Below are 22,474 nucleotides of genomic sequence, written 5' to 3' on the forward strand. Positions count from 1 at the left end.
GTGCACAGGGCACCGGGTGCGCCCCGCAGCGAAATAAAGGAGGAGCCGAAGGCGAGGGACATTCGCGGAGGGGAGTACCCGGTGTCCTGTGCACGCACCCCGAACAAAAGCACCCCGAACAACCCACAGTCACTGGAGAAAACATCCCATGGCAAACATCGTCGTCGTCTTCCATTCCGGCTACGGCCACACCCAGCGCGTGGCGCAAGCCGTGGCCGATGGCGCTGACGCCCAATTGCTCGCCATCGACGCGGACGGCAACCTGCCCGAAGGCGGCTGGGAACTGCTCGCCGCGGCCGACGCGATCATCTTCGGCTCGCCAACCTACATGGGCGGCGTGAGCTGGCAGTTCAAGAAATTCGCCGACGCGTCGTCGAAGGTCTGGTACACGCAGGGCTGGAAGGACAAGCTCTTCGCCGGCTTCACCAACAGCGCGACCATGAACGGCGACAAGGTCACCACCATGACCTACCTCTGGACGCTCGCGATGCAGCACGGCGGCATCTGGGTCAGCATGGGCATCCTGCCGGCCAACAGCAAGGCCGCCACGCGCGACTCGATGAACTACGTGGGCGGCTACGGCGGCCTGCTGACGCAGTCGCCGTCCGACGCCAGCCCGGCCGAAATGCCGAAAGGCGACTTCGACACCGCCCGCGCGTTCGGCGAGCGCATCGGCACAGTGGCAAGATCGCGCGAATAACCGGCAACCCCACGGAGAACACGATGGCCGACACCAACCCCGAGACCCAATTGCTCAACCCGCACGACAAGGACCTCGGCGGTGGCTTCAAGGTGCGGCGCCTGCTGCCCGCGGCGCAGCGCCGATCGGTCGGCCCGTTTGTGTTCTTCGACCATTTCGGCCCGGCCACCGAGCAGCCGGGCACGGAGCACGACGTGCGGCCGCATCCGCACATCGGCCTCTCGACGGTCACGTATCTCTTCAAGGGCGCGATGATGCATCGCGACAGCCTCGGCAGCGTGCAGGAGATCCTGCCCGGCGCCATCAACTGGATGACCGCGGGGCGCGGCATCGTGCACTCCGAGCGCAAGCCCGAGCGCCTCAAGGCCGACACCTACGTGAACCACGGCCTGCAACTGTGGGCAGCATTGCCGCAGGCGCATGAAGAGATCGAGCCCAGCTTCGAGCACACGCCGGCCGACGCGATCCCCGAGTTGAAAGAGCAGGACGCCGGCGTGCGCGTGCTGGTGGGCGAGGCCTTCGGTGCGCGCTCGCCGGTCAAGACGCTCTCGCAGACCGTGTACCTCGACATCGCGCTGCCGGCAGGCGGGCGCTTCGTGCTGCCCGCGCTGGCGCCCGAGCTGGCCATCTATGCGGTCGATGCCGATGTCAGCGTGAACGGCGAGCCTGTTTCCGTGCACACCATGGCCGTGCTGCCCGACGGCCAGGGCGCAGTGCTGGCTTCCGACACCGCCGCGCGCCTGATGGTGATCGGTGGCGAACCGCTCGACGGTCCGCGCTACATCACCTGGAACTTCGTCTCCAGCCGGCGCGAGCGCATCCTCGAAGCGGGCTCCGATTGGGCCGCCCAGCGCATGGGCCATGTGCCCGGCGAGACCGAGTTCATTCCGCTGCCCGGCAAGCCTTTTGGCGTGCGCGAGCCTGATGTGGGCACTACGCCGGTCTGATCTCGAGTGCCCGTTGTCCGGGGCGCGTGCGCAGGCGTTGTTTCGCTCGATCAACAAGTGCCATGAAAAAGGGCCCGTTCAACGGGCCCTCTGCATTGGCGGAGCGCGCGGGTCATTCGCCGCTGAGGGACACCGCCTCGGCCGGCGGCGAGCCTTCCGGCGCCTTCGGCAGCTCGACCATGGCCTTGCGGCCGCCACGAGCGCGCCACGCCGAGTAGCCCACTCCCGCCAGCAGCAGCGCGCACAGGCCGATGAAAGTGCCGCTGATCGGACGCGTCACGAACACCGACATGTCGCCGCGCGAGAGCAGCAGTGCGCGGCGGAAGTTCTCTTCCACCATTGGCCCGAGCACGAAGCCCAGCAGGATCGGCGCGACCGAGAATTCGAGCGTCATCAGCACGGCGCCGACGATGCCGAACACCAGCACCTCCCAGATCTGGAACAGGCTGTTCTGCGTGCTGTACACGCCCGTCGCAATGAAGAACATCGCGGCCGGGAACAGGTACTTGTAGGGCACCTTCAGCAGCTTCACCCACACGCCGATCATCGGCACGTTCAGGATCACGAGGATCACGTTGCCGATCCAGAACGAGGCGATCAGGCCCCAGAAGATGTCCGGATGCTCGGTGATGAGCTGCGGGCCGGGCTGGATGCCCTGGATCAGCAGCGCACCCAGGATCAGCGCCATCACCGCGTCGCCCGGAATGCCCAGGCTCATCGTCGGGATGAAGTCGACCTGCGTCTTCGAGTGGGCAGAGGCCTCGGGGCCGGCCACGCCTTCGATCATGCCGGTGCCGAACTTGTTCGGCGTCTTCGACACCTTGCGCTCCAGCGCATAGGCGATGAAGGTGGTGATGGTCGGGCCCGTGCCGGGCATTGCGCCGAACACCGTGCCCACCAGCGTGCCGCGCAGCATGGCGGGGAAGGCGCGCTTGAGCTCTTCCTTGCTCGGGCGCATGTCGCTGAGCTTGAGCGTACCGGTGTCGCCGATGGCCTTCATGCGGTTCACGTTGAGCAGGAAGTCGGCCACGCCGAACAGGCCCATCGAGATCGCCACGAGTTCGAGGCCGTCGCTCAGTTCGGGCAGGCCGAACGCGAAGCGGAAGCTGCCGCTGTTCACGTCGGTGCCGACCACGCCGCACAGCAGGCCGAACAGCGTCATCGCCACGCCCTTGAGCGGTGAGCCGCGCGACATGGTGGAGCCGGCGAGCAGGCCCAGCAGCATGATCGAGAAGATCTCGGTCGGGCCGAACTTGAACGCGATCTGCACCAGCAGCGGCGAGGCGAAGATCATCACGATGATGCCGACGGACGCCGCGAAGAACGAGGCGATCATCGTCACCCCGAGCGCGACGCCACCCTTGCCCTGCTTGGTCATCGGGTATCCGTCGAGACAGGTCACCGCGTGCGGCGGGTGCGACGGCATGTTCATCAGGATGGCACCGATGGCGCCGCCGTACTGCGAGCCGTAGAAGATGCCGGCCAGCATCAGGATGGCGGGCACCGGATGCATCGCGTAGGTGAGTGGCAGCAGGATGGAGATGGCCTGCAGCGCGCCCATGCCCGGCAGCACACCGATCAGGTTGCCCACCAGCACGCCGAAGAACGACCACAGCAGGTTGGAGCCCTGGAACGCAACGCCGAAGCCGAACCAGAGGTCGTGAAGCGATTGACCGATCATGATCTCAGCCTCCCCATTGGAACAGGGGCAGCTGCAGCTTCAGCGCCCACCAGAAGACGACCACCGCGACGAACGACATCGCGAGCGAGAGCAGCAAGGCTTCGGTCAGCGTGTTGTCGCGGTCGCCGAGCGCCGAGATGAACACGATCGCGAAGGTGGCTGGCAGGAGGCCGCCGTACTCGCCGAACAGCAGGAACGCGAGGATGCCGAGGATGATGCAGATGCAACCGCGCATGTCGGGCATGCCGCCCGGATGGCCGTGCGACGCAGCCTCTTCACTGGCGACGCTCGCGGGCTCCTCGGCGCGCGCCGAGATGGCAATGAGCAGGCCAGTGAGCGCCAGCAACCCGCCGAGCGCAACCGGAAAGAAGCCCGGTCCCATGTGCGCCAGCTCGCCCACGCGGTAGCCGATGCCGGCGTATACCGCGGCCAGTCCGATGACGATCAGCAGGGCGCCGCCGTAGTAATCTTTTTTGAATTTTGAAGCGGGCCGGGGCGCGTGCGAGGCCGGATCTTCACCGAGCTGGTGATGCATTGAGACTCCTTCGTTTGGAAGGAGCGGAGTCTAGGAATCGAGACTTTCAATCGCCTTTCGGATCACGTCCAAACGGCCCGGCGGCCCGCAAAATACGTGTATTCACGTACCGGCATATGCGGTAAAACCCTTGCAAAAAGGACCTCAAAAGGCGCACAGCGGCAGCCTCAGGATGGCGCGCAGTCCGCCGCCGTTGGCGCTCTCCGGCATGTCGGCATTGTCGAGTTCGATCTCGCCGCCGTTGCGCCGCGCATAGCTGCGCGCAATGGTCAGGCCAAGGCCCGCGCCGTGCGCCGCACCGGCGCCTGCGGAAGGGTCGCGATGGAAACGCTCGAACACCTGCTCGCGCCGTTCGGGCGCAATGCCCGGTCCGCTGTCGCACACCTCGGCCAGGGCGTACGAAGCCTCGCGCCGCACGGTCACGGTGATGTTGCCGCCGCGCGGCGTGTACTTGATGGCGTTGTGCACGAGGTTGGCGAGCGCCTCGTGCAGCTCGGCGGCATTGGCCGCGACGGGCAGCACGGGCGGGTCGTCTTCCTCGCCGGCCTCGTCGGTGCCGTCGATGTCCGCCACGCCGTTCGCAGTGTCGCCGCGCGCATCGACCCAGCCCAGGTCCTGATCGTTCTCGCGCGCCAGCGGCAGGTACTGCAGCACCACGGCGCGCGCGATGGCGTTGAGGTCGGCCACCGCGGGCTCGGCCGGGGCGGTCTCGTCTTCGGCGGTGGCGTGGGCCAGTGCCAGCAACTGTTCGCTCAGGCGGCGCGTGCGCGCGAGCTGCGCGACGATGGCGTGCAGCGACTCGCGCATGCGCGCCGGATCGGTCTCGCGCACCGCGTAGCCCGCCTGGATCGACAGGATGCTTAGCGGCGTGCGCAACTGGTGCGAGGCATCGGCCAGGAACTGCGATTGCTCGGCCACCATGCGCCGATGGCCCGCGATGTGGTGGTTCACCGCGTCGACCAGCGGCACGACTTCCTGCGGCACGCCGCTGGCGTCGAGCGGCTTCAGGTCGTCGCGCGAGCGTTCGCGCAGCGAGCGGCGCAGGCGCTCCAGCGGGCGCAGCGACCAGGCCACGCCGAGCCACACCAGCAGCGCCATCACCAGCACCATGCGCGTGTCGCGCAGCAGTTCCTGGCGCAGTGTCTCGGCCTGGGCCTCGGTGCGCGGGCCGATGCCCTCGGCTGCCTGGATCAGCACGCTGTAGGCAACGCCGGGGTGGGCGTCGTCGTACACCGTCTGCCGCAGCGCGGCCACGCGCACCGGATGCTGCTCGTGCACCGCGTCGTAGAAGACCGGCGTGCCGTCGGTCGGACGCTGCGCCGGGCGGGGCAGGCCAGGCACGCCCATCAGCGTGGTCTCGGGCGAGTTCACGTCCAGCGTCTCGCCTTTGGGAATGCGCTGCACGCCGACGTGCAGGTACTTGTAGCGCAGGTGCGTGGACTCGAACATTGCCTGGATCGAGAACGGCTCCTGCACGCGCACGCTGCCGTCGCCGGCCACCACGATGCCGTTGGCCAGCGCCTGCACGGGTTCGAGCAGGCTCTGGTCGTAGGCGACCACCAGCGAATCGGTCAGCGCCTGATAGTCGCTCCAGCTGTCGAGCGCCAGCAGTGCGACGATGCCGGGCAGCAGCAGCGCGAGCAGCCGCGCGCGGATGCCGAAGCGCCGCACTTGCTGCGGCGCCGGCTCAGTCGTCTTCGCCGGGGCGTTCGGGGTGGAGTGCTGGGGCTGAGGATCCATCGGCAATGCTTTCCAGCATGTAGCCCAGGCCACGCACGGTGACGATGCGCACGTCGCTGTCCGCGAGCTTGCGCCGCAGCCGGTGCAGCACCACCTCGATGGCGTCGGGGCCGGCGGTGCTGTCGTTGGTGAACACCTTGGCAAAGAGCTGCGACTTGCCGACCGGCGCGCCGCTGCGCATCAGCAGGGCGGTGAGCGCGGCCTGCTCGCGCGGCGTGAGCGACAGCAGCGTGCCGCGCAGCGTGAAGGCGTGGCTCTGGCTGTCGTACGACAGCGAGGCGCACTGCAGGCGCGGGTGCTGCTTGCCGCGGCTGCGGCGCACCAGGGCCGACAGGCGCGCTTCGAGTTCGGCCAGCTCGAAAGGCTTGGTGAGAAAGTCGTCGGCACCCAGGTTCAGGCCGCGCACGCGATCCTGCAAGGCACCCTGCGCGGTGAGGATCAGCACCGGCGTGCGGTCGTCGGCATTGCGCATGTCGGCCAGCACGCTCAGGCCGTGCTTGTCGGGCAGGCGCAGGTCGAGCACGATGGCGTCGTATTCGGTGCCGGCCATGAAGCCCTCGGCGGTGCGCGCATCGGGCGCATGGTCGGCCACGAAGCCGCTCTGGGTCAAAGCGCGGACCAGCCACGAGGCCATGTCCAGTTCGTCTTCCACCAGGAGGATCCGCATCCGGCGCCCCTGTTACTTCTTGATGCCGAGGTCCGGATCTTCGGATGCGCGGGCACTGGCGCGGGCCGAGCGCGCGCTCAGGTCGGGCGCCAGGGCCTCGCGGCCGTCGAACACGAAGCAGTCGCCCTGGTAGTGCGCGCTGCCGACTTCCTCGAAGTACTTGAGGATGCCGCCTTCGAGCTGGAGCACATGTTCCACGCCTTCCTCGCGCATCAGGATCGCGGCCTTCTCGCAGCGGATGCCGCCGGTGCAGAAGCTCACGACCGTCTTGCCCTTGAACTCCTCGCGATGCGCCTTGAGGGCGGGCGGGAACTCGGTGAACTTGCCGATGCGCCAGTCGATGGCGCCTTCGAAGCTGCCGTAATCGACTTCGAAGGCATTGCGCGTGTCGAGCAGGGCGATCTCCCGGCCCTCGTCGTCATGGCCCTGGTCGAGCCAGCGCTTGAGCGTAGGGGCGTCCACGCCGGGCGCCCGGCCCGCGGCGGGCTGGATGGCCGGGTGGTCCATGCGGATGATCTCGCGCTTGAGCTTCACCAGCATGCGGCGGAAGGGCTGCGCGGCGGACCAGCTTTCCTTGGCCTCGAGGTCGGCAAAGCGCGCATCGGCGCGCAAATGGGCCAGAAAAGCCCGCACCCCGTCGGTGGGACCGGCCAGGAACAGGTTGATGCCCTCGGGTGCCAGCAGGATGGTGCCCATGAGTCCCAGGGCCTGCGCGCGGGCGCGCAGGTCTTCGCGCAGCACGGGGCTGTCGTCGATGGCCACGAACTTGTAGGCCGCGATATTCAAAATCTCTTGCACGGGGCGGGATTCTAGGTGTCGCCGCGGTGCCCGCCGGGCTCGGGGCCTCTGTCCGGCAGGCCGGCGGCGATTTCAGGGATTGCCAACCCACATCGTGGAGGCGGCGCTTTCTACAATGAAAGGATGTTTGTTCACCTGCGCCTGCACACCGAGTTTTCCGTCGTCGACGGCACCAACCGAATCGACGAAGTCATCAAGGCCGCCGCTGCCGACAAGCAGCCCGCGCTGGCCATCACCGACCTGAACAACCTGTTCGGCGCGGTCAAGTTCTACAAGCAGGGCCGTGGCAAGGGCGTCAAGCCCATCATCGGCGCGGAAGTGTTCGTGGAAGGGCTGGGCAAGGAGCCCGGCGTGCTCACCCGCATCGTGCTGCTGGTGCAGAACATGGAAGGCTACCTGAACCTGTCCGAGCTGCTGGCGCGGGCCTGGACGCAGAACGTGGGCCGGGGCCAGTCGCAGGCGGCCTGCAAGATGGAATGGGTCGAGGAGCTGGCGGGCGGGCTGATCGCACTCTCCGGCGCCCAGGCCGGGCCGCTGGGGCAGCCGCTGCTGCAGGGGCAGGGCGAGCGCGCGGCCGAGCTGGCACTGCGGCTGGCGGGCATCTTCCCGCATCGCTTCTACATCGAGCTGCAGCGCGCGGGCCGGCCTGAAGACGAACCGCACGTGATCGCCGCGGTGCAGCTGGCGGCCCGGCTGCACCTGCCGGTGGTCGCCACGCACCCCGTGCAGTTCGCTGCCCGCGAAGACTACGAGGCGCACGAGGCGCGCGTGTGCATTTCCGAAGGCGAAATTCTTGGCAACCCGCGCCGGGTGCGCCGGTTCACCGAAGAGCAGTACTTCAAGTCGACAGCCGAGATGCAGGCACTGTTCGCCGACGTGCCGAGCGCGCTGGCCAACACGGTCGAGATCGCCAAGCGCTGCAACCTGACGCTGGTGCTGGGCAAGCCGCAGCTGCCGGACTTCCCGACGCCTTTCATCAGCGAAGGCGTGCGCATGCCGATCGACGACTTCTTCCGCCAGGAATCGTTCGACGGGCTGGAGCAGCGCCTGAAGCATCTCTTTCCCGACGAGGCCAGGCGCGAGGCCGAACGCCCGCGCTACGTCGAGCGGCTGGAGTTCGAGATCAACACGATCCTGAACATGGGGTTCCCGGGCTACTTCCTGATCGTGGGCGACTTCATCCAGTGGGCCAAGAACAACGGCTGCCCGGTGGGCCCGGGCCGGGGCTCGGGTGCGGGTTCGCTGGTGGCCTACGCACTGAAGATCACCGACCTCGATCCGCTCGAATACAAGCTGCTGTTCGAACGTTTCCTGAACCCCGAACGCGTCTCGATGCCCGACTTCGACATCGACTTCTGCCAGGGCAACCGCGACCGCGTGATCGACTACGTGAAGGACAAGTACGGCCGCAACGCCGTGAGCCAGATCGCCACCTTCGGCACCATGGCCGCGCGCGCGGCCATCCGCGACGTGGGCCGCGTGCTCGACATGAGCTACATGTTCTGCGACGGCATCAGCAAGCTGATTCCGAACAAGCCGGGCATGTCGGTCACGCTGCAGTATCCGCCCGAGAAGAAGATCGAAGGCGACAAGAACAACTACGCCATCGAGATGGAGCCGCAGCTCGCGGAGCGCATCGAGAAGGAAGAAGAAGTCAAGATGCTGGTCGAGCTCGCGCAGAAGCTCGAAGGCATGACCCGCAACATCGGCATGCACGCGGGCGGCGTGCTCATCGCGCCGGGCAAGCTCACCGACTTCTGCCCGCTCTACCAGCAGCCCGGCAGCGAATCGGCCGTGAGCCAGTACGACAAGGACGACGTCGAAGCGATCGGCCTCGTGAAGTTCGACTTCTTGGGACTGGCGACGCTCACCATCCTGGAGATCGCGCGCGAGTTCATCATGAAGCGCCACAAGGGCCAGGAGAACTTCGCGTTCGAGAACATCCCGCTGAACGACGCGGCCACCTACCGGCTCTTCTCCGACGGCAAGACCGAGGCCGTGTTCCAGTTTGAAAGCCGCGGCATGCAGGGCATGCTGAAGGACGCGCGGCCGACACGGCTCGAAGACCTGATCGCGCTGAACGCGCTGTACCGTCCGGGCCCGATGGACCTGATTCCCAGCTTCGTGGCGCGCAAGCACGGCCGCGAAGAGGTGGAGTACCCGCACCCGGCCGTGGCCGAGATGCTGTCGGAGACCTATGGGATCATGGTCTACCAGGAGCAGGTGATGCAGACCGCGCAGATCCTGGGCGGCTACTCGCTCGGCGGTGCCGACCTGCTGCGCCGCGCGATGGGCAAGAAGAAGCTCGAGGAGATGGCCGAGCACCGCGAGAAATTCCGCGCGGGCGCACTGGCAACGCACGGCATCGTCCAGGACAAGGCCGATGAAATTTTCGACTTGATGGAGAAGTTCGCGGGCTACGGCTTCAACAAGTCGCACGCCGCCGCCTACTCGCTGCTGGCGTACCACACGGGCTGGCTCAAGGTCCACTACACGGCCGAGTTCTTCTGCGCGAATATGACCGTGGAAATGGACGACACGGACAAGCTCAAGCTGCTGTTCGAGGACGCCCAGAAGAACTTCGGCATCACCTTCGAGCCGCCGGACGTGAACCGCGGCAACTACCGCTTCGAGCCGGTCACCAACAAGATCATCCGCTACGGCCTGGGCGCGGTGAAGGGCACGGGCCAGCTCGCGGTCGAGGCCGTGGTGCGCGCGCGCGAAGAGGGCGGGCCGTTCAAGAGCCTGTTCGACTTCTGCGTGCGCATCGACCGCCAGCGCATCAACAAGCGCACGGTCGAGGCGCTCATCAAGGCCGGCGCGTTCGACGCGATCCAGCAGAACCGCGCGTCTCTGATCGCCTCGGTCGATCGCGCCTTCGAATTCGCCAACGCCACGGCGGCCAATGCGGCGCAGGTCGACATCTTCGGCGACGCGGAGCACGGCTCGGCCACCGCCGAGCCCGACCTCGTCGACGCCACGCCCTGGGGCGTGAAGGAGCGGCTGACGCTCGAGAAGACGGCCGTGGGCTTCTACCTGTCAGGCCACCTGTTTGACGAGGTCTCGCACGAGGTGCGGCGCTTTTGCAAGCGCGAGATCGGCGACCTGCTCGACAGCCGCGACCAGCAGGTCATTGCCGGCATCGTGAGCGACTTCCGCGTGATCAACGGCCAGCGCGGCCGGCTGGCGATCTTCAAGCTCGACGACAAGTCGGACTCGATCGACGCGACGGCCGACGAGGCACTCATCAACGCCAACCGCAACACGCTGAAGGACGACGAGCTGGTCATCGTCAGCGGCCGGTTGCAGCCCGCGCGCGGCGGTTTCGAGGCGCGCTTCCAGGTGCAGCAGGTGTGGGACCTGGCCACCGCGCGCTGCCGCTTCGGCAAGTTCCTGCGCGTGGCGGTGAACGGCAAGGCACCGGACATCGCGCGCCTGCTGAAAGACTTTCCGCCGCGCACCGAGCAGTCCGAGGTCGGCGACCTGATCCAGGGCCTGCCGGTGCGGCTTTCAATGGCGCGTGGCGGTGCGCAGGTCGAGCTGCAGCTGGGCGAGCGCGCCAAGTTCTTCCCGACCGATGCGGCGCTGGCCAGCTGGACTGCGCAGGCGGAAGCCGGCAAGGCGCAGATCGTTTACGACTGAGCCCGAGCGGGGGCGAAGGGCGCGCCGTCAGTGCGCCATCGGCGCCACCGCGAGGTCCGGCACCACGTTCATGACGCGCAGCGTCTGCTGCACGATCTGGCTGAACACCGGCGCCGCAACCAACCCGCCGAAATATTTGCCCGCGCCGGGTTCGTCGATCATCACCGCGACGATGATGCGTGGCTTGTCGATGGGCGACATGCCGGTGTACCAGGCGCGGTACTTGTTGCTCGCGTAGCCCTTGCCGACCTGCTTGTGCGCGGTGCCCGTCTTGCCGCCGACCGAGTAGCCTTCGGTCTGCGCCAGCGGCGCGGTGCCGCCAGGCGCGGCCGCCAAGTGCATCATCTGGCGCACCTCGCTCGCCACCTGCGGCGAGAACACCTGCACGCCGGGCGGCTCGGTGCCGGTGCTTTTCAGGAGGCTCACAGGAATGACCTCGCCGCCGTGCGCGAACGCGGTGTACGCATGCGCGATCTGGAAGAGCGACGCCGAAAGGCCGTAGCCATACGACATGGTGGCCTGCTCGATCGGCCGCCACGACTTCCAGGGCCGCAGGCGCCCGCTGACCGCGCCGGGGAAGGGCGTCTGCGGCTTCTGGCCCAGGCCCACGGCGGTGAACGAGTTCCACATCTCCTGCGCCGTCATGCGTTGCGAGATCTTGGTGGCACCGACGTTGCTCGATTTCTGGATCACGCCCTCGACCGTCAGCACGCCGAAGTTCTCGTCGTCGTGGATGGTCGCGCCCGACACGGTGATGCGCCCCGGGTTGGTGTCGATGATGGTCTTGGGCGTCACGCGGCCCAACTGCAGCGCGGTGGCGACGGTGATCGGCTTCATCGTCGAACCGGGCTCGAACACGTCGGTCATCGCGCGGTTGCGCAGCTGTTCGCCCGTGAGTTTGCGGCGGTCGTTGGGGTCGTAGCTCGGGTAGTTGGCCATGGCCAGCAGCTCGCCCGTGCGCGCATCGACCACCACCACGCTGCCCGCCCTGGCCTTGTTGGCGACGACCGCGTCGCGAAGCTTCTCGTAGGCCACGAACTGCACGCGGTCGTCGATGCTCAGCTGGATGTCATGGCCGTCGGTCGGCGGCACCTGGTCCTCCGTGTCCTCGACGATGTGGCCCAGCCGGTCCTTGAGTACGTGGCGCGAGCCCGATTTGCCCGCCAGCTCCTGGTTGAACGCGAGTTCCACGCCTTCCTGCCCGATGTCCTCCACATTGGTGAAGCCGGCCAGGTGCGCCGCCGCCTCGCCTTCTGGGTACTGGCGGCGATAGTCGCGGCGCAGGTAGATGCCCTTGATGTCGAGCGCGGCGACCGCCTTGGCGACCGGTTGATCGACCTGGCGCTTGATCCAGACGAAGGTCTTGTCCTCGTCCTCGAGCTTCTTGTCGAAATCCTTCTGCGGCATGCCGAGCAGCTTGGCGGCCTGCCTGAGCTTGGCCTGCACCTCGGGGTCGTCGCGCTCGATGTCCTCGGGAATGGCCCAGATGCTGGGCGCCGGAATGTCGGAGGCCAGGATCAGTCCGTTGCGGTCGAGGATGCGGCCGCGGTTGGCCGGCAGCTCCAGCGTGCGCTGGTAGCGCACCTCGCCCTGGTGCTGGAAGAAATCGTTGTTGAAGATCTGGACGTAGGCGGCACGGCTTGCCAGCAGCACGAAGCCGAAGGCGATGCTGGCCACGATGAACTTGCTGCGCCACACGGGGGTGGGGCTGGCGAGCAGTGGACTGCTGCCGTAGCGGATGCGGCCGTTGGGGTTCATCTTGTGCGGGCGTGGACCCGGCTGTTGTTGTGCGCGGGTAGACAGCGCGGTAACCGAGGAGTTCCGGGCGGCCTTGGAGAAGATCGCCCGGAACCGGCAGGAATCAGCGCTTGGGCCGCAGTGACACGATCAGCGATGGGAAGATGCGCCCGTCGGTGTCGCGCGGCAGCTTGTCGGTCTTGCGCAGGCCGCGCTCGGCCGCGTCGTCCCAGCCAGGCAGGCCGCTTGATTTGCTCAGCTTGACGCCGACGATGGTGCCGTCGGGCGCGAGGCTCACTTCGAACTCGGCCGCCGGGTTGCCGTTCACGGTTTCGGCATCAGGGAAGGTGATGTTCGGGCGCACGGCAGCGGCGATGCGGCCGGCATAGCCACTCGAAGGCCCCGAAGAGCGTTGGGCCGTGCCCTTCGAATCGTCGCTGCCGCTCGCACCGGCCAGGCCCTGCATGCGCTTGAGCGCTGCGGCACGGTCGGCGGCGGCCTGCTTCGTGGCGGCCTCGGCCTTCTTGGCTTCGGCCTGCTTGGCCTCGGCTTCCTGCTGCTTCTTCTGCTCGGCCAGCTTCTTCTGCTGTTCCTTCTTGCGCTCGGCTTCGTCCTCGGCGCGCTGCCTGGCTTCGAGCTCTTTTTTCTTCTGCTGCTGTTGCTCCAGCTCGCGCTCTTTTTGTTCCTTCTGCTCCTTGAGCTTCTTCTCGCGCTCCAGGGCAATGTCGGGGGCCTTGGGTGCGGGCGCGGGCTCGGGGGCCTTGGCAACAGGCGGGGGCGGCGGTGCGGGGGCCGGCGGCGGCGGCGCGGGAACCGGTGCGGGCGCCGGTGGTGCCTGCAGGCGGGGTGCGGCCTGCTGAACCGTGGACGACCACAGCTCTGCATCGACCGCGCCTTCGTCGGCATCGCTGCGCCAGCGCACGCCCCAGGTGAGCGCCGCGATCAGCAGCGCATGCGCGATGAGCGCCAGCACGACGGCGCGCGGCGTGCCGCGCTGCGGCGGCGGCGCGAACTCGGGGCGATCCAGTGCGAGCGACATGCCTTATTTGCCGCCCGTGGTCGTGACCGACAGGCCCACGCGCTCGACGCCGCTCTTCTTGAGCTGGTTCATCGCCTTCACGACGGTTTCGTATTTCACCGACTTGTCGGCGCTGATGACCACCGGGCGCTGGTCGTCGCCGCCCTGCGCCTGCTTGGCGGCCGAGCCGATCTGGCTCATGGGGATCGAGGTACCGCCCGTGCCGGTGGACGGGTCCTTCTTGATCTGCACTTCGTCCTCGCTCTTGATGACGATCTCGATGGGCTTGTCGGGCTGCTTGTTGGCGCGGTCGACCGAAGGCAGGTTGATCACGCTCGGCGTGATGAGCGGGGCGGTGACCATGAAGATGATCAGCAGAACCAGCATCACGTCGATGAACGGGACCATGTTGATCTCGTTGATCGTCCGGCGGCCGCGGCCCCGGGATGAAACGGCGGGCATGCGTTGCGCCTCCGCTCAGCGGTTGGCCGGAGCCACCGACGATGCCGCGCCCGCGTTCGGGTTGGCCGACAGGTTGCGCTGCAGGATGTTGGAGAACTCCTCGATGTAGGTCTCGAGGGCGATGGCGATCTTGTCGATCTCGCGGGCGAAGCGGTTGTAGCCGACCACCGCCGGAATGGCGGCGAACAGGCCGATGGCGGTGGCCACCAGCGCCTCGGCGATGCCGGGGGCCACGGTGGCCAGCGTCACTTGGGCGAGGGCCGCGAGGCCGGTGAAGGCATGCATGATCCCCCAGACCGTGCCGAACAGGCCGACGTACGGCGACACCGAACCCACGGTGGCCAGGAACGAGAGGTTCTGCTCGGCCGCGTCGAGCTCGCGCTGGAAGCTCGCGCGCATGGCGCGGCGGGCGCCGTCGAGCAGCGTGGCGGCGTCGCTCACGTGGCGTTCGCGCAGCTTCTGGTACTCGCGCATGCCGGAGGCGAAGATGCGCTCCATCGGGCCGGCGAACTTGGCGTTCTGCGCGGCCGAGGCGAACAGCTCGTTCAGGCTGGTGCCTGACCAGAACTCGCGCTCGAAGTCGTCGTTGAGGGCGCGCATGCGCCGCAGCGCGAAGTACTTGCGGATGATCGCGGCCCAGCTGGCGATCGAGACGATCACCAGCAGCAGCACGACCAGTTGAACCACGAAGCTCGCATGGAGCAGGAGATTGATGATGGAGAGGTCTTGGTTCATGGCTTGAAAGGTTGTGTCATGGAGCCGCTGTAGCGCTCGAGGGTTCCCGTCACTTGCTTCGGAATGCGTGCGGGACGCAACGTGGCGGCGTCCACCCAGCCGATGCGGATCGTGCCTTCGCACAGCAGGACAGGCGCCGAGGCATCTGTTCGCTCTTGCTCTGTTTTTGATAGCACGCGCTGGCCGATTATCAACGACGCCGTGCCCAATTGTTGAAGATCGGCTGTAACGAGCAGTTCGTCGTCCAGCCGCGAGGGGCGATGGTATTTGAGCTGCGTTTCGCTCACCACGAACTGGCCGCCGGTTTCCTCGCGCAGCTTGTGCTGCTCGACGCCCAGGGAGCGCAGCCACTCGGTGCGGCCGCGTTCCATGAACTTCAGGTAGTTGGCGTAGAACACGATGCCGCCGGCATCGGTGTCTTCCCAGTAGACGCGGATCGGGAACGCGTAGCTCATTGGGCCCGGTTCTCTGCCATCGCCCGCAGGCGCTCGATGGATTCCTGCAGGTGCGCCATCGAGCTGGCTGTGGAGAAGCGCACGAACTTCGCTGTCTGCGCCGTGCCGAAGTCGCGGCCGGGCGTGACAGCGACGTGGGCGCGCTTCATGGTTTCGAAGGCGAAGTCCCAGCTGCCGGAGATGCCGAGCTTCTCGGCGAAGCCGGTGCAGTCGGCCCAGGCGTAGAAGGCGCCGTCGGGCACCACGGGCACGTTCAGGCCCAGCGCGTTCAGCTGCGGGATGAACCAGTCGCGGCGCGCCTTGAATTCGGCGCGGCGGCGTTCGTACTCGGCGATGCTCTCGGCCTCGAAGCAGGCGAGCGCCGCGTACTGCGACACCGTGCTGGCGCAGATGAAGAGGTTCTGCGCGAGCCGCTCGACCACCGGCACCAGCGCCTCGGGCACCACCAGCCAGCCGAGCCGCCAGCCGGTCATGTTGAAGTACTTGCTGAAGCTGTTGATGCTGATGACGTTGTCATCGATGGCCAGTGCGGTTTGCCCGAATGCGTCGTCGTACGAGAGGCCGAGGTAGATCTCGTCGATCAGCGTGATGCCGCCGCGCTGCGACACCGCCTCGTGGATGCGGCGCAGCTCGGCGGGCGCGATGGAGGTGCCGGTCGGGTTGGAGGGTGACGCCAGCAGCACGCCGCGCGTCCTGTCGGTCCAGGTGGCCTCGACCTTGGCGGCCGTCAGCTGGAAGCGCTCTTCGGCCGTGGTCGGCACCAGCACGGCCTTGCCGTCCGCCGCGCTCACGAAGTGGCGGTTGCACGGATAGCTCGGGTCGGGCATGAGAATTTCGTCGCCCGACTCGATCAGCGCGAGGCAGGCCAGCTGCAGCGCGGCCGAGGCGCCGGCCGTGATGACGATGCGCCGGGCCGGCACGTCGACGTTGAAGCGCTGCTTGTACCAACCGCTGATGCGTTCGCGCAGATGGTCGAGGCCGGTGGCCTGCGTGTACTGCGTGGCGCCGGCGCGCACGGCGCGGGCTGCGGCTTCCTGCACCAGCGGCGGGGCGGTGAAGTCGGGTTCGCCGATGTTCAGGAAGATCATCGGCCGGTCGGAATGGGCCACTTCGCGGGCCAGCGCACCGGCCGCCTTCGCCACCTCCATCACGTAGAAGGGCTCGATGCGCTGTGCGCGCGTCGAGATCCTCATGCCTTGGCTTTCCCCGAAGCGCGGTCGGCTTCCACTTCGAGCGGGCGCAGCTGCGGCGCCAGGCCGTTCAGCACGGCGTTCACGTACTTGTGGCCGTCGGTGCCGCCGAATTCCTTGGCGAGTTCGATGCACTCGTTGAGCACCACGCGCCATGGCACGTCGGGGCAGTTCTGGAACTCGTACACGCCGATCCACATCACGGCGTGCTCGATGGGCGAAATCTCTTCGAACTTGCGATCCAGCAACGGGCGGATCAGCGCGTCGAGCTGCTCGGCGCCTTCGATCGAGCCGTGCAGAAGCGCGTCGTAGTGCAGCGCATCGGCCTTGTGGAAGCCCGCGAGGTCGCGCGTGAAATGGTCGATGTCGGTCGGGTCGTTGCGGCCCACCAGGTGCTGGTAGAGCGCCTGCAGCGCGAACTCGCGCGCGCGGCTGCGGTTCGATTTGGCCGAAGCCTTGCGCGCGCCCGTGCTGGTGAGGCCGACGCGCGACTGGCGCGGCTTGGCGCCAGCGGGCTTGAGGGGCTTGGAGGTGTCTTCGGTCATGAAAGGGTGGCCAGCAGTTGCGCCATCTCGACGGCGACCTGGGCTGCGTCGCGGCCCTTGTCGGTTTGCCGCGCGATGGCCTGCTCGAGGTTTTCGGTGGTGAGGATCGCGTTGGCGATGGGCAGGCGGTAGTCGAGCGCGACGCGGCTCACGCTCGCGCCCGATTCGTTGGCCACGAGTTCGAAGTGATAGGTCTCGCCGCGGATGATGCAGCCCAGCGCAATGAGCGCGTGGTAGCCGCCGCGCTCGGCGAGCGCCTGCAGGGCCACGGGCACTTCGAGTGCGCCGGGAACCTGCAGGTGGTGGATGTCGCTGGCAGCCACACCCAGTGCCTCGAGCTCCGAGAGGCAGGCCGAGGCCAGCGCGTCGGTGATGTCGGCGTTGAAGCGCGCCTGCACGATGCCGATGCGCAGTCCCTTTCCGTTGAGCGTCGTCTCGCCCTTGTTTGAACCTTGCATGGTCGTTCAGTCTTTCGTGAGGTAGCCGGCAATTTCGAGGCCGTAGCCTGCTGCCATGCTCGGCATGCGGCGCGGCGTGCCCAGCAGGTTCATCTTGTGCACCCCGCATTCGCGCAAGATTTGCGCGCCGATGCCGTAGCTGCGCAGGTCCATGCGGCCGCGCTCGGGGGCTTGCGCGGGGCGCGCGGTGCCGTCGAACTGCGCAAGCAATTCACCGGCGGTTTCGCCGCAGTTCAGCAGTACCGCCACGCCCTTGCCCTCGGCCGCGATGTGCGAGAGGCTGGCGTCCAGGCTCCACGAGTGCATCGGGCGGTTGATTTCGAGCGCGTCGAGCACCGAGAGCGGCTCGTGCACGCGAACCGACACCGTGTCTTCCGGCGCCCACTTGCCGCGCACCAGCGCGAGGTGCACGCCGCGGCTGGGCTTGTCGATGAAGGCATGGGCGATGAAGGCACCCCAGTTGGTCTGGATCTCGCGGCAGCCGACCTTCTCGACCAGCGATTCGACGCGGCTGCGGTGCTCGATCAGCGCGGCGATGGTGCCGATCTTGATGTCGTGCTCGGCCGCGAAGATCTGCAGGTCGGGCAGGCGGGCCATCGTGCCGTCTTCGTTCATCACTTCGCAGATCACCGAGGCGGGCGAGCAGCCGGCCATGGCGGCCAGGTCGCAGCCGGCTTCGGTATGGCCGGCGCGCATCAGTACGCCGCCGTCCACCGCCTGCAGCGGGAAGATGTGGCCCGGTTGCACCAGGTCGGCGGCCATGGCGTTGGGCGCCACGGCGGCCTGCACGGTGCGGGCGCGATCGGCGGCGGAGATGCCGGTGGTCACGCCTTCGGCCGCCTCGATGGAAACTGTGAACGCGGTCGAGTGCTTGGCGCCGTTGCGCTGGACCATCGGCGGCAGCTGCAGCCGCTCGCACATTTCGCGCGAGAGCGTGAGGCAGATCAGGCCGCGTGCATGGCGCGCCATGAAGTTGATGGCTTCGGGCGTGATGTGGTCGGCCGCGATGACGATGTCGCCTTCGTTCTCGCGGTCTTCCTCGTCGACCAGGATCACCATGCGGCCGGCGGCGAGCTCGGCCACGATCTCCTCGACCGGGGAGATGGGGGCAGGAGCGCGCGCGGCGCGGGGGGCGCCGATCGGCGTGACGGAGGCATTCATTCGGCTGTGTCCTTGGAATACGTGGAGGGCGGCACCAGCACGCCGGCCTGGAGCATGCGCTCCACGTAGCGCGCCACGGTATCGATTTCGAGATTGACCTTCGAGCCGGCCTGCAGGCTGCCGAGCGAGGTGTTTTCGACGGTGTGCGGGATCAGGTTGATGCTGACCTCGGCGCCTTCGGCGATGTCTTTCACGCTGTTGACCGTGAGGCTCACGCCGTTGATGGTGATCGAGCCCTTGTACGCCAGGAAGCGGGCCAGCGCCTGCGGCGCAACGATGCGCAGCTCCCAGCTCTCGCCGACGGGCTCGAAGTAGCTCACGCGGCCGATGCCGTCCACGTGGCCCGAGACGATGTGCCCGCCGAGGCGGTCGCTGGCGCGCAGCGCCTTCTCGAGGTTGATGCGGCTGCCTTCGTCGGTCAGGCCCGCGGTCTTGTCGAGGGACTCGGCTGAAATGTCGATGGTGAACTGCTGTCGCTCGGGGGCGAGCGTGGTGACGGTCATGCAGGCGCCGTTGAGCGCGATGCTGTCGCCGAGGCCGACGTCATCGAGGTAGCCGTCGGGCGCCGCGATGCTGAGTCTTTTGCCGTAGGAGGAGGAGGTGCCGAGGTCGTGAATGGCGGCGATGCGCCCCACGCCGGTGATGATTCCGGTGAACATCCGCGCATTTTCGCAGACATCCTGGGTCCGGCCGTCGGACGCTCGCATTCGCCCGCTAGAAAGCATCCCTTCCGGCCACCCGGGCCACGATCCGGAGGTCCGGCCCGATCCACTCGAAGGTCCGGAATTCAAGCGGTAGCGCACCTGCCAGGTCGGCCAGTGGGCCGCCCGTGTGAATGCCGGACGCCATGCCGAGGCCATCGCCGATGAGTTTCGGCGCCAGATACACCAGCAGTTCGTCGACCAGGCCTTCGCGCAGCAGCGAACCATTGAGTTTGTGGCCGGCCTCGACGTGGAGCTCGTTGACCTCACGCCGGGCGAGATCCCGCAGCATCGCCGCCAGATCGACCTTGCCCTGCGCATTGGGCAGAAAGGTGATGATGGCGCCGCGCGCTTCCAGGGCGGCGGCCTTCGAGCCGTCCTGCGCCGCGGCGTAGATCCAGACAGCGCGGCCGGGCAAGAAGAGCTTTGCGTCGGGCGGGGTCTGCAATTGGCTGTCGATCACCACCACGTGCGGCTGGCGCGTGGTTTCAACGAGGCGCACGTCGAGCCGGGGATCGTCTTCCAGCACCGTGCCCACGCCCGTCAGTACCGCGCTGGCCCGCGCACGCCATGCATGGCCGTCGGCGCGCGCCGGCTCGGACGTGATCCATTGGCTCACGCCGTTGTGCAGGCCGGTCTTGCCGTCCAGCGAGGCTGCGGCCTTGAGCCGCACCCAGGGTGTCTTGCGGACCATGCGGCTGAAAAAGCCGATGTTGAGCTCCCGCGCTTCAGCTGCGCCGGGCCCCACCTCGACCTCGACGCCAGCGGCGCGCAGCCGCTCGAAGCCCTGGCCAGCGACCAGCGGGTTGGGATCGGCGAGCGATGCAACGACCCGGCCGATGCCCGCCGCGACCAGTGCATCGCAGCACGGGCCGGTGCGGCCGTGATGAGCGCAGGGCTCGAGCGTGACCCAGGCGGTTGCGCCCGCGACCGAATGGCCCCGTGCCGCGGCATCGCTCAGCGCCATGACCTCGGCATGCGAGCCGCCGACCCGCTGGGTGTAGCCCTGGCCGATCACCCCGCCATTCGCGTCCACCAGCACGCAGCCGACGCGCGGATTGGGATCGGTTTCCGGGCCGGCCTGGCGCGCGAGGTCCAGCGCATGGGCCATGAAATTCGCATTTGTCATTTTTGTTAATTCAAATTAATTGGGGAATCAATTTAAAACAATTGAGTCCGCCGATCCGTTGATCTGTTTGTTTTGACCGTCTGTCGATCAATAGGCGATCAATAAGAATTCGACAATAGAATTTCCAAAAATTACAGTCAGGGAGAAACGTCCGCGGCCCCAGCCAAATGGCGAGGCAGCGGACGGTACAACATGAAAAACGGATTCTGCACGTCCGTGCAGGTACACCTGCGCCGACGCGGAACGCCACGCGGCTTCACGCTGGTCGAAATGATGGTCGTCATCGTATTGACGGCCATCCTGCTGGCACTGGCCCTGCCCAGCTTCAACAGCCTGATCGAGAAGTATCGCGTCGAGGGCATGGCTTCGGCGTTGATGGCGAGCGTGAGTCACGCGCGCTCGGAGGCGGTGCGTCGCGGACAGGTCGTGACCATCCGGCAGCGCGCGGAGTGCACCGGCGCAGACTGGAGCTGCGGTTGGGAAACGGTCGTCGGCAGTGGCACTGGGTTCGAGATCGTTCGGCGGCAAGACCCCGACGCGCGCGTTGCGGTCGAGAAAAGTGCCCTCGGATCCATGGCCTTCGACCCCATGGGCCATTTTTCGAGCGTCGCCCGCGTCGACTTCCATCCCGTGGGAAGCACGGGTTCATCCAACGACATTGCCGTGTGCATCTCGCTCGGCTGGCGGATTCGGCTGGTGAAGGGGGGCGGGACATGCTGAGCGTTTCGATTCGCGCGCCGCGCAAGCTGCGCCGAAGGCAGGCAGGCTTCTCGATGATCGAGGCCCTGGTGGCCGTTCTCGTGCTCTCGTTCGGCTTGCTTGCACTGGCCGGCTTCCAGCTGCGCGTGCTCTCCGACAGCGTGGGTGCGAACAACCAGAGCATCGCCGTGCAGCTGGCCGGCGACATGGCCGATCGCATTCGCGCGAACCCGGTGGCGGGCGCCGTGTCCAGCAGTCCTTATGTCGCCGATTGGTCGGCGGCGAGCGCCAGCCAACCTGACCCATCCTGCGCGGGGGCCACGGCCAGCTGCACGCCCCCCCAGCTGGCGGCCCACGATCTGTGGAACTGGAAGCGCAGGGTAGCGGTTGCGCTGCCGGGCGGGGCGGCGAACGTGCAGAGCAGGAAGGCCGCGGGGAGCTTGCTGTTCGTGCACATTGCCTGGGACGAGCCCGCCGCCGTCAACCCGATCGCACCGGATTCGGCCTGGAGCTGCCCGACCGGCAAGGCCTGCCAGGAAGCCATCGTCGCGGTGCCCCAGCCATGAACAACAAGACCTTCGCTCATCGCCTGCAGCAGGCCGGCTTCACATTGGTCGAAATCCTCGTCGCGCTGATCATCGGCATGCTGGTGGTGCTCGCCGCCATGGCCAGCATGCTCGGGACGCGCAGCACCGCCAAGACAGGCGACGACGTCAACGTGCTGCACCAATCGTCGGCGCTGGCGTTCAGGCTGCTGGGCCAGCAGATCCGGCAGGCTGGCTACTTCCCGATCGATGCCACGGGGTCGCGGTACTACTTCAATGTCGATGCGGACGTCGACACCAAGCTCGCGAGCGAGCCCTCCTTCTTCGCGGTCAAGGGGCAGGAGGCGGCCGTCGGTTCGGTGAACGACACGCTGAAGGTCGGCTATGCACCGAACCCCGATTACTTCAAGGACTGCCTCGGGCAGCAAGCCAAGGGTTCGGCGGGTGCAGCGTACAAGCCCGCCAATCCGGCGGACGCCGGAAACGTGCGCTTGATCACTAGTGAGTTCTCGGTGGTGAACGGTACCTTGCGCTGCGAGGGCAGCGGCAACGGCAACAAGCCGCAGCCGATCATCGACGGCGTCGAGCGCTTCGACGTCATGTACGGCATCGGCGATGTGGGAGGTGAACGGCTGGTGCGCTACGTGACGGCCGCGAACGTGGGGAGCTTCGATCAGGTCCGCTCGGTGCGCGTGTGTCTGCAGCTCGCGGGCACTTCAACGAGCAACCCGGGCGGCAGCTACGTCGATTGCGATGGTTCGTTGCGAGCCAGCAGCGACGGCAGGCTGCGCCGCGCTTACACGGCGGTGTTCGCACTGCGGAATCTATGACTACCCCCAGTCTTTGCGCACTTCGTGTCGCTTCGCCAACCCCCTGCAGGGGGGCAGCACCAGCGGTCCGGCAAAGCCGGTTCCGCGGTGTTTCTGGCA

General features: G+C 67.2%; 22 protein-coding genes. 6 read left to right on the forward strand and 16 right to left on the reverse strand.

The window, feature by feature from the left end:
• Nucleotides 1-148 precede the first annotated feature (148 nt).
• Together PMI12_RS24695 and PMI12_RS24700 are read left to right on the forward strand one after the other, a co-directional pair.
• Entirely contained in the window at nt 149-700 is a 552-nt protein-coding gene (locus PMI12_RS24695) for a flavodoxin family protein (protein ID WP_007837945.1), read from the forward strand.
• A gap of 23 nt (nt 701-723) precedes the next feature.
• A complete protein-coding gene (locus tag PMI12_RS24700; RefSeq protein WP_007837946.1) occupies nt 724-1,647 on the forward strand; it encodes a pirin family protein in 924 nt (307 codons plus the stop codon).
• Between the two features lie 112 nt (nt 1,648-1,759).
• On the opposite strand, the gene PMI12_RS24705 is transcribed toward PMI12_RS24700, so the two are convergent.
• The 5 genes from PMI12_RS24705 to PMI12_RS24725 all read right to left on the reverse strand — a co-directional run bounded on the left by PMI12_RS24705 (nt 1,760) and on the right by PMI12_RS24725 (nt 7,068).
• Nucleotides 1,760-3,328 (reverse strand): tripartite tricarboxylate transporter permease, encoded by a 1,569-nt coding sequence (locus tag PMI12_RS24705; protein WP_007837948.1) that lies wholly within the window; start codon nt 3,326-3,328, stop codon nt 1,760-1,762.
• 4 nt (nt 3,329-3,332) lie between these two features.
• Entirely contained in the window at nt 3,333-3,863 is a 531-nt protein-coding gene (locus PMI12_RS24710) for a tripartite tricarboxylate transporter TctB family protein (RefSeq protein WP_007837950.1), read from the reverse strand.
• Nucleotides 3,864-4,007: 144 nt separating this feature from the next.
• Nucleotides 4,008-5,603, reverse strand: coding sequence for a sensor histidine kinase (locus tag PMI12_RS24715; RefSeq protein ID WP_007837960.1), 1,596 nt, complete (start codon nt 5,601-5,603; stop codon nt 4,008-4,010).
• Nucleotides 5,551-6,270: a response regulator gene (locus tag PMI12_RS24720; RefSeq protein WP_007837962.1), complete on the reverse strand. Its 720-nt coding sequence runs from the start codon at nt 6,268-6,270 to the stop codon at nt 5,551-5,553. Before PMI12_RS24720 ends, PMI12_RS24715 begins: the two co-directional genes overlap by 53 nt.
• Before the next feature lie 12 nt (nt 6,271-6,282).
• Complete coding sequence (locus tag PMI12_RS24725; RefSeq protein WP_042674241.1) at nt 6,283-7,068, reverse strand: sulfurtransferase; 786 nt, start codon at nt 7,066-7,068, stop codon at nt 6,283-6,285.
• A gap of 123 nt (nt 7,069-7,191) precedes the next feature.
• On the opposite strand from PMI12_RS24725, the gene dnaE reads away from it, so the two are divergent.
• Nucleotides 7,192-10,710: a DNA polymerase III subunit alpha gene (gene dnaE, locus PMI12_RS24730; protein WP_007837965.1), complete on the forward strand. Its 3,519-nt coding sequence runs from the start codon at nt 7,192-7,194 to the stop codon at nt 10,708-10,710.
• Between the two features lie 27 nt (nt 10,711-10,737).
• On the opposite strand, the gene PMI12_RS24735 is transcribed toward dnaE, so the two are convergent.
• The 11 genes from PMI12_RS24735 to ribD all read right to left on the reverse strand — a co-directional run bounded on the left by PMI12_RS24735 (nt 10,738) and on the right by ribD (nt 20,301).
• Nucleotides 10,738-12,468: a peptidoglycan D,D-transpeptidase FtsI family protein gene (locus PMI12_RS24735; protein WP_007837966.1), complete on the reverse strand. Its 1,731-nt coding sequence runs from the start codon at nt 12,466-12,468 to the stop codon at nt 10,738-10,740.
• Between the two features lie 103 nt (nt 12,469-12,571).
• Nucleotides 12,572-13,486: a cell envelope integrity protein TolA gene (locus tag PMI12_RS24740; RefSeq protein ID WP_007837967.1), complete on the reverse strand. Its 915-nt coding sequence runs from the start codon at nt 13,484-13,486 to the stop codon at nt 12,572-12,574.
• A 3-nt stretch (nt 13,487-13,489) separates the two neighbouring features.
• On the reverse strand, nt 13,490-13,927 hold the full coding sequence (locus PMI12_RS24745; protein ID WP_007837968.1) for an ExbD/TolR family protein: 438 nt from the start codon (nt 13,925-13,927) through the stop codon (nt 13,490-13,492).
• Nucleotides 13,928-13,942: 15 nt separating this feature from the next.
• The gene (tolQ, locus tag PMI12_RS24750; RefSeq protein ID WP_007837969.1) at nt 13,943-14,662 is read right to left on the reverse strand and encodes a protein TolQ; all 720 of its coding nucleotides are present in this window, start codon (nt 14,660-14,662) and stop codon (nt 13,943-13,945) included.
• Entirely contained in the window at nt 14,659-15,117 is a 459-nt protein-coding gene (gene ybgC / locus PMI12_RS24755; protein WP_007837970.1) for a tol-pal system-associated acyl-CoA thioesterase, read from the reverse strand. Before ybgC ends, tolQ begins: the two co-directional genes overlap by 4 nt.
• Nucleotides 15,114-16,310: a pyridoxal phosphate-dependent aminotransferase gene (locus tag PMI12_RS24760; RefSeq protein WP_007837972.1), complete on the reverse strand. Its 1,197-nt coding sequence runs from the start codon at nt 16,308-16,310 to the stop codon at nt 15,114-15,116. Before PMI12_RS24760 ends, ybgC begins: the two co-directional genes overlap by 4 nt.
• Nucleotides 16,307-16,852, reverse strand: coding sequence for a transcription antitermination factor NusB (gene nusB / locus PMI12_RS24765; protein WP_007837974.1), 546 nt, complete (start codon nt 16,850-16,852; stop codon nt 16,307-16,309). The genes PMI12_RS24760 and nusB overlap by 4 nt, the downstream gene beginning before the upstream one ends.
• The gene (gene ribH, locus PMI12_RS24770) at nt 16,849-17,310 is read right to left on the reverse strand and encodes a 6,7-dimethyl-8-ribityllumazine synthase (RefSeq protein WP_007837976.1); all 462 of its coding nucleotides are present in this window, start codon (nt 17,308-17,310) and stop codon (nt 16,849-16,851) included. Before ribH ends, nusB begins: the two co-directional genes overlap by 4 nt.
• 6 nt (nt 17,311-17,316) lie before the next feature.
• Nucleotides 17,317-18,471, reverse strand: coding sequence for a bifunctional 3,4-dihydroxy-2-butanone-4-phosphate synthase/GTP cyclohydrolase II (gene ribBA, locus PMI12_RS24775; protein ID WP_007837978.1), 1,155 nt, complete (start codon nt 18,469-18,471; stop codon nt 17,317-17,319).
• A complete protein-coding gene (locus PMI12_RS24780; RefSeq protein ID WP_007837979.1) occupies nt 18,468-19,130 on the reverse strand; it encodes a riboflavin synthase in 663 nt (220 codons plus the stop codon). Before PMI12_RS24780 ends, ribBA begins: the two co-directional genes overlap by 4 nt.
• 55 nt (nt 19,131-19,185) lie before the next feature.
• The gene (gene ribD / locus PMI12_RS24785) at nt 19,186-20,301 is read right to left on the reverse strand and encodes a bifunctional diaminohydroxyphosphoribosylaminopyrimidine deaminase/5-amino-6-(5-phosphoribosylamino)uracil reductase RibD (protein ID WP_007837980.1); all 1,116 of its coding nucleotides are present in this window, start codon (nt 20,299-20,301) and stop codon (nt 19,186-19,188) included.
• Between the two features lie 192 nt (nt 20,302-20,493).
• Here ribD and PMI12_RS24790 point away from each other — a divergent pair, with 192 nt between their 5' ends.
• Genes PMI12_RS24790 through PMI12_RS24800 form a run of 3 tightly spaced genes read left to right on the forward strand, consistent with a single transcriptional unit; the run spans nt 20,494 to nt 22,375 of the window.
• Nucleotides 20,494-21,021 (forward strand): GspH/FimT family pseudopilin, encoded by a 528-nt coding sequence (locus tag PMI12_RS24790; RefSeq protein ID WP_007837981.1) that lies wholly within the window; start codon nt 20,494-20,496, stop codon nt 21,019-21,021.
• On the forward strand, nt 21,015-21,566 hold the full coding sequence (gene pilV, locus PMI12_RS24795) for a type IV pilus modification protein PilV (protein ID WP_007837982.1): 552 nt from the start codon (nt 21,015-21,017) through the stop codon (nt 21,564-21,566). The genes PMI12_RS24790 and pilV overlap by 7 nt, the downstream gene beginning before the upstream one ends.
• Complete coding sequence (locus PMI12_RS24800; protein WP_007837983.1) at nt 21,563-22,375, forward strand: PilW family protein; 813 nt, start codon at nt 21,563-21,565, stop codon at nt 22,373-22,375. Before pilV ends, PMI12_RS24800 begins: the two co-directional genes overlap by 4 nt.
• Nucleotides 22,376-22,474: the final 99 nt, after the last annotated feature.

This window comes from Variovorax sp. CF313, from assembly GCF_000282635.1.
Classification (GTDB): domain Bacteria; phylum Pseudomonadota; class Gammaproteobacteria; order Burkholderiales; family Burkholderiaceae_C; genus Variovorax.

Bases quoted from the DNA above. Each gene is read 5' to 3' on its own strand.
- PMI12_RS24695 (WP_007837945.1), top strand. From the start codon at position 149: ATGGCAAACATCGTCGTCGTCTTCCATTCCGGCTACGGCCACACCCAG.
- PMI12_RS24700 (WP_007837946.1), top strand. From the start codon at position 724: ATGGCCGACACCAACCCCGAGACCCAATTGCTCAACCCGCACGACAAG.
- PMI12_RS24705 (WP_007837948.1), bottom strand. From the start codon at position 3,328: ATGATCGGTCAATCGCTTCACGACCTCTGGTTCGGCTTCGGCGTTGCG.
- PMI12_RS24710 (WP_007837950.1), bottom strand. From the start codon at position 3,863: ATGCATCACCAGCTCGGTGAAGATCCGGCCTCGCACGCGCCCCGGCCC.
- PMI12_RS24715 (WP_007837960.1), bottom strand. From the start codon at position 5,603: ATGGATCCTCAGCCCCAGCACTCCACCCCGAACGCCCCGGCGAAGACG.
- PMI12_RS24720 (WP_007837962.1), bottom strand. From the start codon at position 6,270: ATGCGGATCCTCCTGGTGGAAGACGAACTGGACATGGCCTCGTGGCTG.
- dnaE (WP_007837965.1), top strand. From the start codon at position 7,192: ATGTTTGTTCACCTGCGCCTGCACACCGAGTTTTCCGTCGTCGACGGC.
- PMI12_RS24735 (WP_007837966.1), bottom strand. From the start codon at position 12,468: ATGAACCCCAACGGCCGCATCCGCTACGGCAGCAGTCCACTGCTCGCC.
- PMI12_RS24740 (WP_007837967.1), bottom strand. From the start codon at position 13,486: ATGTCGCTCGCACTGGATCGCCCCGAGTTCGCGCCGCCGCCGCAGCGC.
- PMI12_RS24745 (WP_007837968.1), bottom strand. From the start codon at position 13,927: ATGCCCGCCGTTTCATCCCGGGGCCGCGGCCGCCGGACGATCAACGAG.
- tolQ (WP_007837969.1), bottom strand. From the start codon at position 14,662: ATGAACCAAGACCTCTCCATCATCAATCTCCTGCTCCATGCGAGCTTC.
- ybgC (WP_007837970.1), bottom strand. From the start codon at position 15,117: ATGAGCTACGCGTTCCCGATCCGCGTCTACTGGGAAGACACCGATGCC.
- PMI12_RS24760 (WP_007837972.1), bottom strand. From the start codon at position 16,310: ATGAGGATCTCGACGCGCGCACAGCGCATCGAGCCCTTCTACGTGATG.
- nusB (WP_007837974.1), bottom strand. From the start codon at position 16,852: ATGACCGAAGACACCTCCAAGCCCCTCAAGCCCGCTGGCGCCAAGCCG.
- ribH (WP_007837976.1), bottom strand. From the start codon at position 17,310: ATGCAAGGTTCAAACAAGGGCGAGACGACGCTCAACGGAAAGGGACTG.
- ribBA (WP_007837978.1), bottom strand. From the start codon at position 18,471: ATGAATGCCTCCGTCACGCCGATCGGCGCCCCCCGCGCCGCGCGCGCT.
- PMI12_RS24780 (WP_007837979.1), bottom strand. From the start codon at position 19,130: ATGTTCACCGGAATCATCACCGGCGTGGGGCGCATCGCCGCCATTCAC.
- ribD (WP_007837980.1), bottom strand. From the start codon at position 20,301: ATGACAAATGCGAATTTCATGGCCCATGCGCTGGACCTCGCGCGCCAG.
- PMI12_RS24790 (WP_007837981.1), top strand. From the start codon at position 20,494: ATGAAAAACGGATTCTGCACGTCCGTGCAGGTACACCTGCGCCGACGC.
- pilV (WP_007837982.1), top strand. From the start codon at position 21,015: ATGCTGAGCGTTTCGATTCGCGCGCCGCGCAAGCTGCGCCGAAGGCAG.
- PMI12_RS24800 (WP_007837983.1), top strand. From the start codon at position 21,563: ATGAACAACAAGACCTTCGCTCATCGCCTGCAGCAGGCCGGCTTCACA.